At 31.4% G+C, this 18,721-nt stretch carries 13 protein-coding genes and 1 tRNA gene; 10 read left to right on the top strand and 4 right to left on the bottom strand.

The annotated features are described in order from the left end of the window. Positions 1-180: 180 nt before the first annotated feature. Together ACFQ1U_RS06890 and ACFQ1U_RS06885 are read right to left on the bottom strand one after the other, a co-directional pair. Positions 181-981: a TIGR00266 family protein gene (locus ACFQ1U_RS06890; protein ID WP_386106687.1), complete on the bottom strand. Its 801-nt coding sequence runs from the start codon at positions 979-981 to the stop codon at positions 181-183. 43 nt (positions 982-1,024) lie between these two features. Next, complete coding sequence (locus ACFQ1U_RS06885) at positions 1,025-1,480, bottom strand: DUF4442 domain-containing protein (RefSeq protein ID WP_386106685.1); 456 nt, start codon at positions 1,478-1,480, stop codon at positions 1,025-1,027. Positions 1,481-1,632: 152 nt separating this feature from the next. Between ACFQ1U_RS06885 and ACFQ1U_RS06880 the strand changes: the two genes are divergently transcribed. The 8 genes from ACFQ1U_RS06880 (at position 1,633) to ACFQ1U_RS06845 (ending at position 13,738) form a co-directional block, all read left to right on the top strand. Continuing rightward, entirely contained in the window at positions 1,633-2,082 is a 450-nt protein-coding gene (locus tag ACFQ1U_RS06880; protein WP_386106683.1) for a DUF4870 domain-containing protein, read from the top strand. 13 nt (positions 2,083-2,095) lie between these two features. Next, complete coding sequence (locus ACFQ1U_RS06875; RefSeq protein WP_386106681.1) at positions 2,096-2,440, top strand: PadR family transcriptional regulator; 345 nt, start codon at positions 2,096-2,098, stop codon at positions 2,438-2,440. Further along, entirely contained in the window at positions 2,433-4,415 is a 1,983-nt protein-coding gene (locus ACFQ1U_RS06870) for a PspC domain-containing protein (RefSeq protein ID WP_386106679.1), read from the top strand. The genes ACFQ1U_RS06875 and ACFQ1U_RS06870 overlap by 8 nt, the downstream gene beginning before the upstream one ends. A 228-nt stretch (positions 4,416-4,643) precedes the next feature. Continuing rightward, positions 4,644-5,309 carry a M15 family metallopeptidase gene (locus ACFQ1U_RS06865; protein ID WP_386106677.1) on the top strand — a complete coding sequence of 222 codons (666 nt, stop codon included), beginning with the start codon at positions 4,644-4,646 and terminating at the stop codon, positions 5,307-5,309. Positions 5,310-5,372: 63 nt separating this feature from the next. Beyond that, on the top strand, positions 5,373-6,041 hold the full coding sequence (locus ACFQ1U_RS06860; RefSeq protein WP_386106675.1) for a hypothetical protein: 669 nt from the start codon (positions 5,373-5,375) through the stop codon (positions 6,039-6,041). Between the two features lie 124 nt (positions 6,042-6,165). Then, positions 6,166-7,155, top strand: coding sequence for a pyruvate dehydrogenase (acetyl-transferring) E1 component subunit alpha (pdhA, locus tag ACFQ1U_RS06855; RefSeq protein ID WP_386106673.1), 990 nt, complete (start codon positions 6,166-6,168; stop codon positions 7,153-7,155). Between the two features lie 21 nt (positions 7,156-7,176). After that, positions 7,177-8,826, top strand: coding sequence for a pyruvate dehydrogenase complex dihydrolipoamide acetyltransferase (locus ACFQ1U_RS06850; RefSeq protein ID WP_386106671.1), 1,650 nt, complete (start codon positions 7,177-7,179; stop codon positions 8,824-8,826). 112 nt (positions 8,827-8,938) lie between these two features. After that, entirely contained in the window at positions 8,939-13,738 is a 4,800-nt protein-coding gene (locus tag ACFQ1U_RS06845; RefSeq protein WP_386106669.1) for a reprolysin-like metallopeptidase, read from the top strand. Between the two features lie 46 nt (positions 13,739-13,784). Here ACFQ1U_RS06845 and aroC read toward each other — a convergent pair whose 3' ends face one another. Continuing rightward, the gene (aroC, locus tag ACFQ1U_RS06840) at positions 13,785-14,846 is read right to left on the bottom strand and encodes a chorismate synthase (RefSeq protein WP_386106667.1); all 1,062 of its coding nucleotides are present in this window, start codon (positions 14,844-14,846) and stop codon (positions 13,785-13,787) included. A gap of 32 nt (positions 14,847-14,878) precedes the next feature. Then, positions 14,879-15,625 (bottom strand): sulfite exporter TauE/SafE family protein, encoded by a 747-nt coding sequence (locus ACFQ1U_RS06835; protein WP_386106665.1) that lies wholly within the window; start codon positions 15,623-15,625, stop codon positions 14,879-14,881. 150 nt (positions 15,626-15,775) lie between these two features. Between ACFQ1U_RS06835 and ACFQ1U_RS06830 the strand changes: the two genes are divergently transcribed. Both ACFQ1U_RS06830 and ACFQ1U_RS06825 read left to right on the top strand, forming a co-directional pair. Continuing rightward, positions 15,776-15,860: transfer RNA gene (locus ACFQ1U_RS06830), tRNA-Ser, on the top strand. Between the two features lie 487 nt (positions 15,861-16,347). Then, positions 16,348-18,693 carry a TonB-dependent siderophore receptor gene (locus ACFQ1U_RS06825; RefSeq protein ID WP_386106663.1) on the top strand — a complete coding sequence of 782 codons (2,346 nt, stop codon included), beginning with the start codon at positions 16,348-16,350 and terminating at the stop codon, positions 18,691-18,693. Positions 18,694-18,721: the final 28 nt, after the last annotated feature.

Raw genomic sequence — 18,721 nt, 5'->3', positions numbered from 1 at the left:
AGGAATTAAAAAAACTCATTGAGCAATCCATAAATATTTATAATAATTTAAGACCACATTTGAGTTTGAAAATGAAAACACCTAATTTTATACATAACAAAAAACCAGAGAAGCTAGCTTCTCTGGTTTAAATATATTTTTTAAAACTGTCAACCTATTTTAGGACGACTCATTCTTTAATTAAAATCTATTATCACCATCTAAAAGATCCCCAATACCTCCCAAAATACTTCCTTCCCCTCTATCTCCTCTTCCTGTTTGTGGAGCCATAGCTAAAACTCTTCCAGCTAATCTACTAAATGGTAATGATTGTATATATACAATTCCAGGACCTTTTAAAGTAGCAAAAAACAATCCTTCACCTCCAAATATTGTATTTTTTATGCCACCTACAAATTCAATATCATAATCTACATCTTGTGTAAAACCAACTATACAACCAGTATCAACTTTTAACACCTCACCTGGTTTTAAAACCTTTTTTGCCATAGTTCCACCAGCATGAATAAAACCCATTCCGTCTCCTTCCATTTTTTGCATTATAAAACCTTCTCCACCAAAAAGACCTCTTCCTAGTTTTCTAGAAAACTCAACACCAATTGATACCCCTTTGGCAGCACACAAAAAAGCATCTTTTTGACAAATAAACTTTCCTCCAAATTCAGATAAATCAATTGGTATGATTTTTCCTGGATAAGGAGAAGCAAAAGAAACATTCTTTTTGCCGTAGCCTTGATTTGTAAAAACAGTCATAAACAAACTTTCTCCTGTTAACAATCGTTTTCCAGCAGAAAATAGTTTTCCTAAAACTCCTTTTTCTTGATTAGAACCATCTCCAAAAATAGTATTCATTCCTACATCACTATCCATCATCATAAAACTTCCACTTTCAGCAACAACACCTTCTTGAGGGTCTAGCTCTATTTCTACATATTGCATTTCTTCACCATAAATACGGTAATCGATTTCATGTGCATTCATAATAATTAGTTTTTATTTGTTAGACGCGTTTTAATTGGTTTTGTTACTGTTTTAGCTTCAAACTCCATTCGAAATTAAATTTTGAAACAACTACACCGTCAGTATTAACTCCTTCAGAAGTTAATACCAAAGTTTGCCCTTCTTTTGTTTTAATTGCCTTTTCTATTACAGAGTTTATTTCTTCGCCTTGTTTACAAGTAAATGTTATTTTTCCCGTTGCTTTTTTTGAAAAAGTTGCATCCATATTAGTAACCAACATAGATATTTTTTTTCCTGAATTATGAATTGATTGCATTACTAATATACCCGTAGATAACTCTGCAGACATTCCTTGAACTGCCCAAAACATACTTTTAAATGGATTTTGATTAATCCATCTGTGTTTAATTTTAACAATAGATTCTTTATCTGATATATGTTTAACTCTTGCCCCAACAATGAATGCAGATGGTAATTTGAAAAGTAAAAAAGAATTTATTTTAAAGGGTGTAAACTTCATAAAGCGTTGTATTTACTTGCAATGTACATATTTTTAATTGACAAATAAGAACATGACAAATGTTAAAATATGTTAAATTTTAGTACTATGTATTGCATAATACCTTTTTTTAAACATATATTTGCATAGTATAGTATTATATATATTTAAAAATGGATAATAAACAACAACACACTAACGCTTTTTTGATGCATATTTCATCTTTTGCAGGATATTTCTTTCCATTAGGAAGTATTATTACACCATTAATACTTTGGCAAACACAAAAAGATAAAAGTGACTTTTTAGATGCACATGGTAAAGAGGCGGTAAACTTTAATATTAGTTTTAGCTTGTATATTTTTATAGTAAGCGCTTCCTTTTTTACACTAATATTCGGAAATTTATTTAAGGCTTTCAGAAATTTTGATTCTGTAGATTTTGGTTATTCAAATTTTGAATATCATTTTAACCTTGATGGGGATGTTACTACATTTTTTGGCATTTCTTCAATAGTAGGTATACTGGTATTAATTAAAATAGCTTTAATAATTATTGCAGCCTTAAAAGCTAATAAGGGAGAAAACTACCACTACCCTTTTACTATTAAATTTATTAAATAATAAACCACTGTCAATGAAAATAGAAAACACAAAAGCACAGATGCGTAAAGGTGTTTTAGAATATTGCATCTTATCAATATTACAAAAAGGAGATGCATATACATCTGAAATACTTGAAACGTTAAAAGCAGCAGAGATGATTGTGGTTGAAGGAACCATATACCCGTTATTAACACGTTTAAAAAACGCAGGTTTATTATCGTATAGATGGGAAGAATCAACCTCTGGACCACCAAGAAAGTATTATGTATTAACAGATAATGGTACAATTTTTTTAAAAGAACTAGATAAAACTTGGAATAATCTAGTATCTGCAGTAAACCAAGTAACAAACACAAAATCAACTACAAATGAATAAGACTATTAATATTAATTTAGGTGGATTCTTTTTCCATATAGATGAAACAGCCTATCAAAAATTAAAACGTTATCTAGATGCTATAGCTAGATCTCTAAGTGATGATCCACAAGGAAAAAATGAAATAATTGCAGATATTGAAGCTAGAATTAGCGAATTATTATCGGAAAGAATTACTGACGCAAGACAAGTTGTAAACGATAGTGATATTGATGAAGTGATAGCAATTATGGGTCAACCTGAAGATTACGCTGAAACAGATGAAGCTTACACAGAAAATACAACGTACAATCGTAATAGAAAATCTTCTAAAAAATTATTTAGAGATGGTGATGATAAATTTTTAGGTGGAGTTTGCGCTGGTATTGCACATTATGTAGCAGTAGATGCAATTTGGATTCGTTTAGCATTTTTATTATTGGTATTTGCAGGGTTTGGTTTTGGAATACCCGCTTATATTATTCTTTGGGTGTTATTGCCAGAAGCCAAAACTACTTCTGAAAAATTACAAATGGAAGGTGAAGCGGTAAATATTGAAAATATAGAAAAAAAAATTCGTGACGAGATTGGATCAATCTCAAGTCGGCTAAAAGATGGTGCCAATGAAATAACTGATAAATTATCAGGAGCAGATTACGATAAAATAAAATCACAGACAAAGTCGGGTTTTCAAGATTTGCTAGATACCTTAGGAAAAATACTAACTGTTTTATTTAAAGTGTTTGGTAAATTTCTAGCAATTATTTTTTTATTAGTTTCTGGTATAATGCTAGTTACTACAGTTCTAGGAGTATTCTCTGTAGGTTCATTTGAAATTATAAGCGTAGATAGTGATTGGTTTCAATACCCGCCATTTTTTCAAGAGTCAATTTTACCTATTTGGTTATTAACCGTATTCTTTATTATTGTTATAGGTTTACCATTCTTAGCGTTATTCATTTTAGGACTACGAATTTTATCACCTAACGTAAAAAGATTAAACAGTACAGCCTCATACACATTGGTTGGGTTATGGATTGTTGCATTATTAGGATTGATGTTTTTTGGAATCGAATTTGCCACATCAAAAGCATATGATGGTGTTAAAGTGACTAAAAATACTATTACAATTAACAACGAAGAACCTGTAAAAATTGCTTTTGAAAACAATAACGATTTGTATTACTTACCTAATATTAAACGTCAAAACAATTCAATGGAAGTGTTTATTGATGATGAAAAATTTAAATATTCTAACTACATAAAGTTTACTGTTAAAAAAAGTGAAAATGAAAATAGTTATGTAGAGATTATTAAAGAATCAGAGGCTAGAAAAAAGCAATTAGCAATTCAAGAAGCAGAAAAAATAAACTACAACTATACAATTAAAAACAACAAAATTGTTTTAGATGCTTTCTTTTTAAGTGCCTATAAAAACTTATTAAAAGATGAAGAAGTAAGTATTGTTTTATATCTACCGGAAGATAGTAAAGTATTTTTTGAAAACTCTTCTAAAAAGTTCTTATACAATATTGCTAATACAGATAATATTTATGATCGAGACATGGCAAATCATACATTTCAAATGACAAAAGACGGACTTGACTGTATAGATTGCAGTAGTGATAGTAAGCTAAATAGCTATGACGAAAACACAGATAACAACTGGAATGATAACGACAACAACAATGATGTAACTTTTTTATTCAGTAGCACAATTAATAATGAAAAAGCAGAACTGTTAATTAATAAAAACACCACTAAAAAAGAACTTGAAAAATTAGCATCTTGGTTTAAAAACAAGAAAAATATCGATATCGATTTTTCAGAATCTACATTTAATAACAATGGCACCATAGAAACCTACTTTTTAAAAGTAAACTGTAATGATGGTTTTTCAGGAACAACAAATAAAGCCATAACAATTAACAGTGGTGAACATGGGTTTGTTAGAAATTATGACCAAAATGGCTCCGTAAGTTTTAAAATTTGGTAACAACATAAAAAAACAACTATGGAAAACTTTTTTGATTTTGTATTTGATAGCTACATATTCCAATTATTAAAAGATCTTGTAATAATGGTATATGAATTTATAACAACGTATTTAAAACATTAGTATGGTTTTTGTTAGCTAACTCAAAACCCACTAATACTTGGTTTATGTAACCAGAGCATCATTGCTCTGGTTTTTTTATGTGAGTATATTTAGTACTTTTACTACATGAAGTATATTTTAGGTTTACTATTATTAGTAGTAACACATACATTTAGTCAAAATTTACCAAAAGGATTCGCTTATATTCAAGAAGCAATTCCTTCTATACAAAAAGAATTGAGGTATTGCTCTCATAATAACTTTGTTGGTATACCGGTAAATGGTTACGAAGAAAATGTTCTTATAGCCACAACTCCAACGGTAAAGGCATTAAATAAAGTTCAAAATGAATTACTAAAAGATAGCTTAAGCCTTAAAATTTATGACGCTTACAGACCACAAACAGCTGTAAATCATTTTGTGAAATGGGCAAAAAGCATAAACGACACTATAAAGAAGCAACAATATTACCCTAAAGTTAATAAAAGACATTTATTTAAACTAGGTTATATCTCTTCTAAATCTGGACATTCAAGAGGTAGTACAGTAGACTTAACCATTATCGATTTAAAAACAGGTCGAGAACTAGACATGGGAAGTCCATATGACTTTTTTGGAGAAATTTCACACCTTAGCTATAACAAACTCACACAACAACAAAAAAACAATAGGTATTTGCTACAAAAAGTAATGAAAAAGCATGGTTTCCGACCATATAGTAAAGAGTGGTGGCATTTTACATTAAGAAAAGAGCCATATCCTAAACAATATTTTTCGTTTCCTGTTAAGTAACTTTTAACACACATCAAAAACTCATTAAAACAAACGGCACTATATTTGTTACAGTAGTTTATTATGAAGAAAATGAGATTTTTATTTTTTATATTCACTTTTTTAAGCTTTTTTGCTTCTCTTCACTCCCAGGTTGATGTTGGTACAGGTGGCAAGAATAACGGACCTTTAATTGGTGTAAACAAACAACCTGTTAAAGAGGTTACCAAGCCCATCTCTTTAGATTTTGAAAATGACAATGGTTTTAAAAACGCTAAAAAAGAGTTAGATAAAAAACGAGCAAAAGAAAAACAAGAGCAAGAACAAAACAATAAAGGTATTGTTACTTCTGAAATAATGGCTCAACGCAACTACAAAAAAAATATAGAAGGAAACTTTAATAACTTCCCTATGATTGATATGGATTTGGGAAGCTTTCATACTACTTCCGAATTCATATACATAAGCTCATACGATTTTGGCCGATTTGATGGAGATAAAGTAGCATACATTATTAACGGAAAAATATATAGAACAAACTTTTTATTAACTCCAGAAGTAAAAACCATCAAAATTCCGTTAGAAATTGGAATTAATAAAATAGAAGTAAAAGCTTTAAATGAAGGAGAACTTTCTCCTAACACTGCATACTTTGCTTTTTTTGATGATAAGAAAAATGTGATCAAAGAAAATCAATGGACTTTAGCTACTGGTGCTAAAGTAATTGCAGTGATTGTTAGAGATGAAAAATAACCTTTTTTTTACTCATCGAAAACGTTACCGCTAAATCTTAAACCCATCTTTTTTTATTCTGAATAAAACCGTTATTTTTGTACTTGCATTTTTTTATAAAGCAACGACAAACAACAAATTCAGAATGAAAGAAATCACAAAGGAAACCTACCTTAACTGGTATAAAGACATGTTATTTTGGCGAAAATTTGAAGACAAACTTGCCGAAGTATATATCCAACAAAAAGTAAGAGGTTTTTTACATTTATATAATGGTCAAGAAGCTGTTTTAGCAGGTGCATTACATGCTATGGATTTGACTAAAGATAAAATGATAACCGCTTATCGTAACCACGTACAACCAATTGGTATGGGTGAAGATCCAAAACGTGTAATGGCAGAATTATATGGTAAAGCAACGGGTACTTCTCAAGGTATGGGAGGATCAATGCATATATTCTCTAAAGAATTTCGTTTTTACGGAGGACACGGAATTGTTGGTGGTCAAATTCCATTAGGAGCTGGTCTTGCTTTTGGTGACAAATATAAAGGAAACGATGCTGTTACTTTATGTTATTTTGGTGACGGTGCTGCTCGTCAAGGATCGCTTCACGAAACCTTCAATATGGCTATGAACTGGAAATTACCAGTAATCTTTATTTGTGAAAATAATGGTTATGCTATGGGAACATCAGTTGAAAGAACAGCAAATCATGAAGATGTTTGGAAACTAGGTTTAGGATATGAAATGCCTTGTGGACCAGTTGACGGTATGAACCCAATTAAAGTAGCAGAAGCTGTTGATGAAGCTATTCAAAGAGCACGAAGAGGTGACGGACCTACTTTCTTAGAAATGAAAACCTACCGTTACCGTGGACACTCTATGTCTGATGCGCAACACTACAGAACTAAAGACGAAGTTGAAGAGTACAAAAAAATAGATCCTATTACTCAAGTTTTAAATGTAATTAAAGAAAATAATTACGCTTCTGAAGAGGAAATTAAAGCTATGGATAAAGAGGTAAAAGCTAAAGTTAAAGAGTGTGAGAAATTCGCAGAAGAATCTCCATACCCAGACTTAAACTTACTTCATGATGTAGTTTATGAGCAAAAAGACTATCCTTTTATTAAATAATCCAACAAAAACTTAGTAAATATGGCAACAATTATAAATATGCCTCGCTTAAGCGATACAATGGAAGAAGGAGTAGTAGCTTCTTGGTTAAAAAAAGTTGGAGATAAAGTTGAAGAAGGAGATATTTTAGCTGAAATTGAAACAGATAAAGCTACAATGGAATTCGAATCTTTCCATGAAGGTACTTTACTACATATTGGTATTCAAGAAGGAGAAACAGCTCCTGTTGATACCTTATTAGCTATAATTGGTGAAGAAGGTGAAGATATTTCTGACTTATTAAGTGGAAATAATAACTCATCAGAGGAAAATACTGTAGAAGATACTTCTTCGAAGCAAAAAGAAGAAGAAACAACAACTTCTAACAACGCTACCATACCTGATAATGTGCAAGTAGTTACCATGCCACGTTTAAGTGATACTATGGTAGAAGGAACTGTAGCATCTTGGTTAAAAAATGTAGGCGATAAAGTTGAAGAGGGAGATATTTTAGCTGAAATTGAAACAGATAAAGCTACAATGGAATTCGAATCTTTCCATGAAGGTACTTTATTACACATTGGTGTAAGTGAAGGAGAAAGTGCACCTGTGGACAGTTTATTAGCTATAATTGGAGAGGAAGGCACTGATGTATCAGCTGTTATAGACGCTCATAAAAGTGGAGCTACTCAAAGTAACACCAGTTCAGAAGAGAAAAAAGAAGTTAAAAAAGTAGCAGAAAAAACAGATTCAACATCAGAGTCTGCTACCAAAAATAAAACTTCAAACTCAAATAATACTGGAGGCAGAATATTTGCTTCACCGCTTGCTAAAAAAATAGCTAAGGATAAAGGTATTAATTTATCTGAAGTAACTGGATCTGGAGAAAATGGGAGGATTGTAAAGAAAGATGTAGAAAACTTTACTCCTAATCAAAACTCAACTCCTGCTAATTCTGAAACGACTTCAAATACAAAAGCTGCCGTAACTCAATTTGCTATAGCTGGTGAAGAAGGTACAGAAGAAGTGAAAAATTCTCAAATGCGTAAAGCTATTGCTAAAGCGTTAAGTAACTCTAAATTTAGTGCTCCACATTTCTATTTAAATATAGAAGTAGATATGGACAATGCTATAGCTTCAAGAAAAAGCATTAATGCAATACCTGATACAAAAGTATCTTTTAACGACATGGTAGTAAAAGCTTGTGCCATGGCTTTAAGAAAACACCCTCAGGTTAATACATCATGGACAGATAACACTACTAAGTTTTATAAACATATTCACGTAGGTGTTGCTGTTGCTGTTGATGAAGGATTGGTTGTACCTGTTGTTAAACACACCGATGCATTAACTTTAACTCAAATTGGAGCATCTGTTAAAGATTTAGCAGGTAAGGCTAGAAATAAAAAAATAACACCTAACGAAATGCAAGGAAGCACTTTTACTGTTTCTAACTTAGGTATGTTTGGTATAGAAAGTTTTACTTCAATTATCAATCAGCCAAATTCTGCAATTTTATCAGTAGGTGCTATTGTTCAAAAGCCTGTGGTTAAAAACGGTGAAATTGTTGTTGGTAACACTATGAAGCTTACTTTAGCTTGTGACCACAGAACAGTTGATGGTGCTGTTGGTGCTCAGTTTTTACAAACATTAAAAACATATTTAGAAAATCCAGTTACAATGTTAGCGTAACAAGTTATATATATGTTAAAACATTAAAAAACACTCTTTTATTAAGAGTGTTTTTTGTTTTATATAATAAAGTAAAGTAGTTTTGTTGAAAACTATGAAAACAAAAAAATCTATGAAAAAACTATTACTTTTTTTATTGATGTTAGTAAACCTAACTTCAATAAGTCAAAATATTTGGCAACAAAATAAAAATACCTTTGCTAAATCTAAAATTAGTGACAATCCTAAAATTCAAAAAAACCTATTACTTAAAAAAAACATCTTTTTAAACCTTATCAAAGATGCTCCTAAACGGTTTTCAAAAAATACTTCCAATGTAAAAATCTCATTGCCTGTTGATTTTGAAAACTTTGAAGATTTTATAATTTATGAAACTAGTAACTTTAGTGAAAAATTAAGTTCAAAGTATCCAAACATAAAATCTTATGTAGGTATAAGTAATAAAACACATGCCACTGTTAGACTAAGTTATTCCTCTGAATTAGGTTTGAATGCATATGTTTCAAAAAATAATGGAACACTAATTATTAAACCATCAGAACTAAAAAACAATAACTATAGTATTTACACTAAATCTGATGCTACTGTTAAATCTAATTTTGAGTGTAATACAATAGAAAAAATTAAAAATGCTTTAAATTCATCAAATACACAAAAAAATAATTTAATTACTAACGATGGTTACTTGAGAAAATATAGAACAGCAATTGCTACTACCGGAGAGTTTTCAAATTATTTTTTGACAGGAAATGAAGTTGATGATACTGAGAGAATAGCAACAGTTTTAGCTGCTATTAATAACTCATTAACTAGAATTAATGGGATTTTTGAACGAGACTTTGGAATAACCATGGAGTTAATCGATGAAAATGATTCTTTAATATTCTTAGATGGTTCTCAAGATCCTTTCAACACAGGTAATTATAATAATGAACTCCAAAATTTTTTAGACACTACAATTGGATCTAACGCTTATGACGTGGGACATTTATTTGTTTTTGAAAATAGAGTCTACGGAAGTGCTGGTTGTATAGCATGTGTTTGTACAGACGGCTCGAAAGGAAGTGCCTTTACCGCACATGATTTACCTGACTCTGATAACTTTAATATGATTGCCAGTCATGAATTTGGACATCAATACGGTGGTTATCATGTTCAGAGTAGTTCATCATGTAGAAGTTCTGCTGGCTTGCAAGAAGTGGAACCTGGAAGTGGAAGTACTATTATGAGTTATGCAGGTATTTGTGATCCAAATGTACAAGAAAGTCAGGATGATTATTTTAACTATGTTGATATCAGAGATGTAATACAATGGACTAGAAATGATAGCTCGTGTGCTGAATTAATTGCTACAGGCAACAATGATCCAACAGCCAATGCAGGAAATGATTATACTATACCTGTTTCAACTGCATTTGTTTTAGAAGGCAATGGGTTTGATACGGACAATAATGGTATTATTACCTATTGTTGGGAGCAAAACAATCCTGAAGATCCTTTCTCTAGTAGTACACCGCAACCTACATGGGAAGTTGGTCCTTTATACAGAAGTAGACAACCAACTTCATCTCCTGTAAGATATATGCCGCAATTAAGTGATGTTTTAGAAGGAAACTTAACCCCAACATGGGAAGTTACACCATCTGTTGGTAGAACCATGAATTTTGTTTTAACTGTTAGAGATAATGAAATTTTAGGATCTAAAACTGCCTCTGACGAAATGAGTGTTACAGTTGATGATAGTGCTGGACCATTTATAGTAACTTCTCAAAACAACAATGAAGTATGGGATGTAGGAGAAACACAAACCATTACGTGGGATGTAGCCAATACTAATCAATCACCCATTAATGCTAATTTTGTTGATATAATATTATCTATTGATGGTGGATATACCTATCCATTTACCTTAGCTTCAAGCGTACCAAACTCTGGTAATGCTCAAATCATTGTTCCGGAAGTTACAGAAACAATAACGGAAGCTAGGTTTATGATTAAACCTACTAATAATATCTTTTTTGCTATAAATTCAGCTAATATTAATATACAAACATCAGAATTTGTCATGAGTTTTGATGAAGTTAATAATTCTATTTGTCAACCTAATGATGCTATCTACAATTTTGAGTACAAAACTTATTTAGGCTTTAATGAAGAAACAACCTTTTCTGTTGAAAATATCCCTACTGGTCTAACCGCTAGTTTTACACCTGCATCAGCTACTGAAAACGGAACACTAATTCAACTTACCATTAGCGGTACAGAAAATATTGAAATAGGTAATTACAATTTAACTATCAAGGGTGCATCTAGTTCAATTGAAAAAAGAACAAATATTAACTTAATAAGTTACAATTCTGCAATTTCAACACCTAATTTAATTTCTCCAACTAATAATCAATTTGGTGTTAGTTTAACACAACTTCTAACATGGCAAAATAATGATAATGCTGAAAACTATATATTAGAAATATCAGAAAGTGATAACTTTACAAACCTTTTAGTTTCAGAAACTGTTTTGGGTAACAGCTACACTACTAATATCTTAAACTATAATACTACTTATTTTTGGAGAGTAAAAGCTAATAACACCTGTGGGGAAAGTAATTATTCAGAAGTATATACCTTTACAACAGTTTGCAACTCTCCTAACAATATTAGTATAACAGACATAGGTACTGATACTGTTACTTTTGAATGGTCTGAAAATGGATCAGCTAATAATTGGGAAATAGAAATTGTTCCTTCAGGTGATTCACCTTCTGGAGTACCCACAAACATTAACAGTAACCCTGCAACTATTAATAACTTGAACTCAAATACCAATTATGATCTTTATATAAGATCTAATTGTAGTACTAACAATACAAGTGAATGGATTGGTCCAACGAATTTTAAAACATTAGCAGATTTTTGTAATGGTGATTTATTTACAGACTCTGGTGGAACAAACGGCTATTACTCGAATAATGAGACAATTACAACATACATTTCACCTATAAATAGTGATATTGTAGAGGTTGTGTTTACTGAATTCGAATTAGAAAATGGATATGATTATTTATATATTTATGATGGTAATGATATAAATGCTCCTTTAATTGGTCAATATTCTGGAAATGATTCACCAGGAATTATTAGATCTCAAATGAATCAAGGATTAACGTTTGTTTTTAACTCAGACAGTTCCGTAACCCTGCCTGGTTGGATAGCAACTGTTAATTGTATTAACATAACTTGTCCTGAACCAACTAATTTAGAAACTACAGCAATCACAAGTAATTCTGTTGAATTAAACTGGAACGCTACAGGATCAGAAACAGAATGGGAACTTATTTACGGAGAATCAGGTTTTATTCCTAATCAACAAAATATTGTAACCACAAATAACACAAATTTTACTATTGAAAACCTTCAGTCAGGAACCAATTATGATATATATGTAAGAGCTGTATGTGACCCTACAAGTAATAATGATAATAGTTTTTGGACCGGGCCTTTAAATATAACAATGCCTTATGATTATTGTGCAGGAGATCATTTTTACGATACAGGTGGAGAAAACGGAAATTATGCCAATAATGAAAATTACATAAAAGTTATTGCTCCAAGCCAAGGTTACAACTCAGTCACCGTTATTTTTGATTCATTTCAATTAGAAGGTTGTTGCGACTATTTGTTTATTTATGATGGTCCAAATATAAACGCACCTTTAATAGGTGAGTTTAATGGAAGTAATAGTCCCGGTCAAATAACCTCAACTCATGAAACTGGAACATTAACCTTTAGATTTATTTCAGATAGTTCTGTTACATATACCGGTTGGGACGCAAGAGTTATATGTGAAAACATCAATTGCTTTGCTCCAGAAAATGTATTAGTAGACCCCAATAGTGAAAATGCATCTGCAACAATTACTTGGGATGACAACCAGGCTCAAGCATGGGAAATTGAATATGGTTTACGTGGCTTTAGTCAAGGAACTGGAACTGTTGTAACAGCTACCTCTAACAATTATAATTTAACTAATTTAGACGCCCCAGAGCAATATGACTTTTATATAAGATCTATTTGTAATACCTCTACTAATGAAACCAGTACTTGGGAGTCTTATTCTTTTAATACTAACTGTATTTCTTCTATAGCACCTTATCATCAATCTTTTAATAACAATACACTACCAGCATGTTGGATTAGTACAGGTGGTGAACCATGGATATTTAGTTTAAATGCAGATTATTCAGCATCAAATGCTGGAGACCATACAGAAGGTGGAGGAACTAACTATGCCTGGATTGATGGTTCTAATCCTACAGGAAGCGATCATAAAAGTACATTAACCACTGATTTTATTAATATATCTGAAATTTCAAACCCAACTCTTCAATTTTCTGTTTTTAGTGTAAATGATAATGATAACACGTATAATACTCTAGAAGTTAATCTTATTGATTTGGTAGGAGAAACATACTCATTACTAACCCTTCAAGGCTCTACAGGATCAGGATGGCAAACCTTTTCATTTAATATTAATGATTACCCCTTAAACGGTCCTGACATCATGTTAGAGTTTAATGTAACAGAAAATAGTCCTGGGACTAGTTATTATAATGATATATTAATTGATGATATTAAAGTTGATAGTTATGAATCTTTAAGTACAGATGACCCTACAACTGATATCAAAAACTTGAGATTTTATCCAAATCCTGTCACTAATTTTATAAATATTGAAAATAACAACGACCTATCTAAAATACAAGTGTTTAATATGATAGGACAAAAAATTATAGAAACCTCACCTAATACCTTAAAAACCTCCCTAGATCTTTCTGGTATTCAGTCTGGACCTTACATCATCAAAGTATTTTCAGAAAATAAAACTGGATTTTTTAAGGTTATTAAAAAGTAATTATTAAAAAAGCTCACTTTAAAAAGTGAGCTTTTTCATTTATATATTAAATACTTCTGGTTTTATTCATCAAGTAAAAATCTGCCACAACTAAGGCCGCTAATGCCTCAACAATAGGCACAGCCCGTGGTACTACACAAGGGTCATGTCTTCCTTTTCCTTGTATTTCTTTTGCTTCTCCTTCTGAATTAATAGTAGCCTGATTTTGCATAATAGTAGCTACAGGTTTAAAAGCAACTCTAAAATATACATCCATTCCATTTGAAATACCACCTTGAATACCTCCTGATAAGTTTGTTTTAGTAGATCCATCCGGATTAAAAATATCATTATGTTCAGAACCTTTCATTTTTGCTCCACAAAATCCGCTACCAAATTCAAATCCTTTAACCGCATTAATAGAAAGCATTGCTTTACCTAACTCTGCATGTAATTTATGAAAAATTGGTTCTCCTAAACCAACTGGCATGTTTTGTAATACACAAGTAATAGTACCGCCTATGGTGTCTCCTTCTTTTCTTATTTCTTTAATTTTAGTAATCATTTTATCAGCTGTATCCAAATCTGGACAACGAACATCATTTGTTTCAGTTTTACTAAAATCTAAATCTTGATAAGGCTTATTAATGAAAATGGCTCCTACCGAGGAGGTAAATGCATTAATTGAAATATGACTAATTAATTGTTTAGCTAACGCTCCGGCTACCACCCAATTTGCGGTTTCTCTTGCTGAAGTTCTACCACCTCCCCTATGATCTCTAATTCCATATTTTTTATCATAGGTATAATCGGCGTGAGAGGGTCTGTAAACATTAGTATTATGGTTATAATCTTTACTTTTCTGATTTGTATTTTTTATAACAAATCCTATAGATGCTCCTGTTGTTTTTCCATCAAAAATACCTGATAAAAACTCAACCGTATCTGGTTCTTTACGTTGAGTAACAATTTTAGATTGTCCTGGTCTTCTTCTATCAAGTTCTTTCTGTACTGCATCTAAATCAACTTTAACTCCTGCTGGAAAACCATCAATTACACCGCCAATGGCAGTTCCATGAGATTCTCCAAAAGTTGTTAGCTTTAATATATTTCCGAAGGAATTAAACATGTGTTGTATTATTTTACAACGAAGTTACATATTTAAGAGAAAAACCAAAGTTTAATAGCCATAAAAATTACCATCACAGCTAAAAATATTTTAACCAAATTATCTCCTTTATCAACTGACCATCTACTGGCAAACCAAGCTCCCGAAGAATTACCTATAGCTAATATTAATCCATGATGCCAACTAATCTTATCATTTAAAGCAAATACAATAACAGCTCCAATTGTATAAATAAAAGCTACAACTACTTTTGCTGAGTTTGATTTTACTAATGAAAAATTATTAATGGTAGATAATGCTAATAAAATAAATAAACCTGTTCCTGCTTGGATAAAACCTCCGTATATACCAATAAAGAAAAAAGCAATGATAGACAGCCAAAAATATTTTCCAGTTAAACGTTCTTGAATCTCCTCTAATGATTTTTTAGGCTTTAAAACCATTAAAACAACTACTAAAACCATTACTATGGCTAATATTTTATTAAAAGTTTCTCCTTTTATATCTACAGCAATCTTAGCCCCTATTAAAGATCCTAATAATGCTGAAATACCAATATATAAACTAAACGGATAAGCAGAAACCCCCTTACTTTTGAAACCTGCTGTGGAAAAAATATTTTGAATTAAAATAGCAATTCGATTAGTTCCATTTGCAATATTTGACGGTAAACCTAGAAAAATAAGCATTGGTAAGGTTAATAAAGAGCCTCCACCAGCAATTGTATTGATAACTCCTGCAATAAAACCGACAACAACTAATAATAAATATTCTAACATAAATTTGGTAAAAAATTGATTGTAAAAGTATTACAATTATTGAAAAAACTAAACGAAAAAAAAGACTAAAAAAAGTTCAAAATTCCTTTTTGTAATTAAAAAAAGGTCATATATTTGCATCCGCAATCAGGAAATATCTGATTGACGTCTGGAGAAATGGCAGAGTGGTCGAATGCGGCGGTCTTGAAAACCGTTGTCTGTAACAGGACCGGGGGTTCGAATCCCTCTTTCTCCGCAAAACCGAAGCATTAGCTTCGGTTTTTTTATGGGGATTATTAATGAAAAAAACTCACAGCTTTGTGAGTTTTTTCTTTTTCTATACTTTTTTTATCTATTGTTTTAAGACTAATTAACTTATTAATCGATGTAATCACCCCCTAAAATTTGCCAATCATCGAAAAACCTTCTTTCTATTTTGCCGGTTAACCTACTTTTACAATATGAATAAAGGGAGACTTTATTCTATGTTGGAAAATAAGTGTATCTGTAAACGCCATAGCTTGAGAGAAGCAAACATCTTAGCAACACTTCGCAAATCATACAGACCAACTAAAAAACAGTTTATTTCATAAACAATAATCCCTAAGTGAATATATAACTCTAAATCAAATTTGATTTAGAGTTTTTTTTTGCGTCTTTTTTTATTCAATTCTCGTCATTTTATTTAACATCTCATTTATACATTTGCGGCTCTTATTTAGATTAAATACAAATAAAATCACATGAATTATAAACATATATTCGCAATCATTTTATTTTGTGCTTCTAATGTATATGCACAACATGGTAAACTACAAGGGAATGTAGTTGATAATAAAAATACACCAATGACTGGTGTAAGTATAATTATTAAAAACTCTAGCATTGGAGTTACAACAAACGAAAACGGTTTTTTTGAAATACATAATATTTTAAAAGGCACCTATACACTAAGAGCCTCATCTGTAGGTTATACTACAAAAGAAATTACTGTAAAAATTAAAGAAAATAAAACTACAAACCTCCCTAAAATAAAACTTATAGAAAGTAACGAGCGGTTAAATGAAATTACAATTAATGGTAATAAAAATCTATTTGTTAAAAAAAACACCTCATCTAGCTTACGTTTAAATACACCAATTGCTGCTTTACCTCAAAACATTCAGGTAGTTAGTGATGAATTATTACAAGACCAAATGGTTACTAATATACTTGAAGGTGCTTTTAGAAATGTTAGTGGTGTTAGTAATGTTGAGCATTGGGGACATTTTGCAAGGATAAATATGAGAGGTTTTAGACTACCTGCCTTTAGAAATGGTGTTAACATTCAAGATTCTTGGGGACCTTTATCTGAAGACATGTTTATGGTAGATAGAATTGAATTTGTTAAAGGCCCCTCTGGCTTTATGATGGCCGCTGGAGAACCTGGAGGTTTTTACAACGTGGTTACCAAAAAACCAACTGAAAATAAAGTTGCTAATATTTCTTTTATGGCAGGAAGTTACAACACTTACAGGGCTGCGGTTGATTATGGAGGAAGTTTAACTGAAGATAAAAGGTTATTAGGAAGAATAAACTTGATGTATCAATACAATGAGAGTCATAGAGATTTTGAAAAAACTAATAGATGGGGAATTGCGCCTTCATTATCTTATAAAATATCAGACAAAACAACTTTTTTAACCGAATTTAATTATCAAAATGTAAATACGCCAATTGGTGCTGCATATATTTTTGCCCCAGTTGAGGATGGATACGGAAGTTTAGATAGAGATTTTTCAATGATAGATCCTAAGTTTCCAAACTCAGACATTAAAGAAGTTAGCATCTTAAATCAACTAACTCATAACTTTAATGATTCATGGTCTTTAGAAGCAAAATATGTAGCTATGAACTATCAACAAGAAGGTGCTTCTCCTTGGACATATGTAATTACAAACGAAGGTGATGCTCAAAGATACGTGAGCATTTGGGATGCTATTTCTAGTAGTGAATATTTTCAACTATACACTAACGGTAAGTTTAATACAGGATCTTTAACCCACAAAGTTTTAGCTGGTTTTGATTTTACTGAAAAAGAATATTGGGCTGATTTTAGCCAAGCCATAAATGTTGATTTCAATAACCCTTTCAATATTTATAATCCAACCTACGGTGCTATTACTACACCTACTTTTGATAGATCAACACCACTTAGAGACAGAGCTGCATACACTTATGGAACTAATATAAGATCATTTTATGCGCAAGATGAAATTCATATGCTAAATAATAAGCTTAGAGTAACACTTGCTGGTAGACATACACAACTTACTCCTAAAGGTGCGGAAACAATCAACAAGTTTACTCCTAGAATTGGATTAAGTGGTGATATTACTGATAATATTACAATTTACGGATTATATGATCAATCATTTTTAGCAGAATCAGCAGTGTTATTTTCTGGAGAAAACCCAGAACCAGTTGAGGGAATTATTTATGAAGGTGGTTTAAAAACCAAATTATTTAATGGTAAACTACAAACAGCTCTTTCTGCATACATGATTACGAAAAATAATATTGCAACTACAGATTACGAAAATGAAGGTCCTAACGGAACCTTCCCATACTCTGTTCAATTAGGTGAGGTTACCTCTAAAGGTTTTGAAGTTGATATACAAGGACAAATAACAGAGGAGCTTGGTCTAGTTTTAAATTACGCCAACACCAATGTTGAAATTACAGAAGATACCAATCAAGCTTTAATAGGTACTAGAATTGCAGGACATGCAAAACATATCTCAAACGCTTGGTTAAATTATAACTTTTCTAATAAATCGTCATTAAACGGCTTTGGCTTATCTCTTGGATATCAATATCAAATAGACAGATCTTCATGGACCTGGGGAGCTGATAATCAAACTGATTTACCAGATTATTTTAGGTTAGACGGAGGTATTAAATGGTCTAACAAAACTTGGCATGTGGGTATTAATGTAAACAATATTTTAAATGAATACTTGTATTCAGGTGCTAATTACGGTAGCTATTTATACTGGCAATCTGAACCGGGAATAAACGGTAGGCTTTCAGTAAGCTATAAGTTTTAGTTGTATTGTTAGTTTATCCCTCAACTGT

Source organism: Tenacibaculum geojense (assembly GCF_042676005.1).
In the GTDB taxonomy this organism is placed as follows: domain Bacteria; phylum Bacteroidota; class Bacteroidia; order Flavobacteriales; family Flavobacteriaceae; genus Polaribacter; species Polaribacter geojense.
The sequence above is the reverse complement of the archived record's forward strand: the minus strand, read 5'-3'. Positions and strand labels throughout refer to the sequence as shown.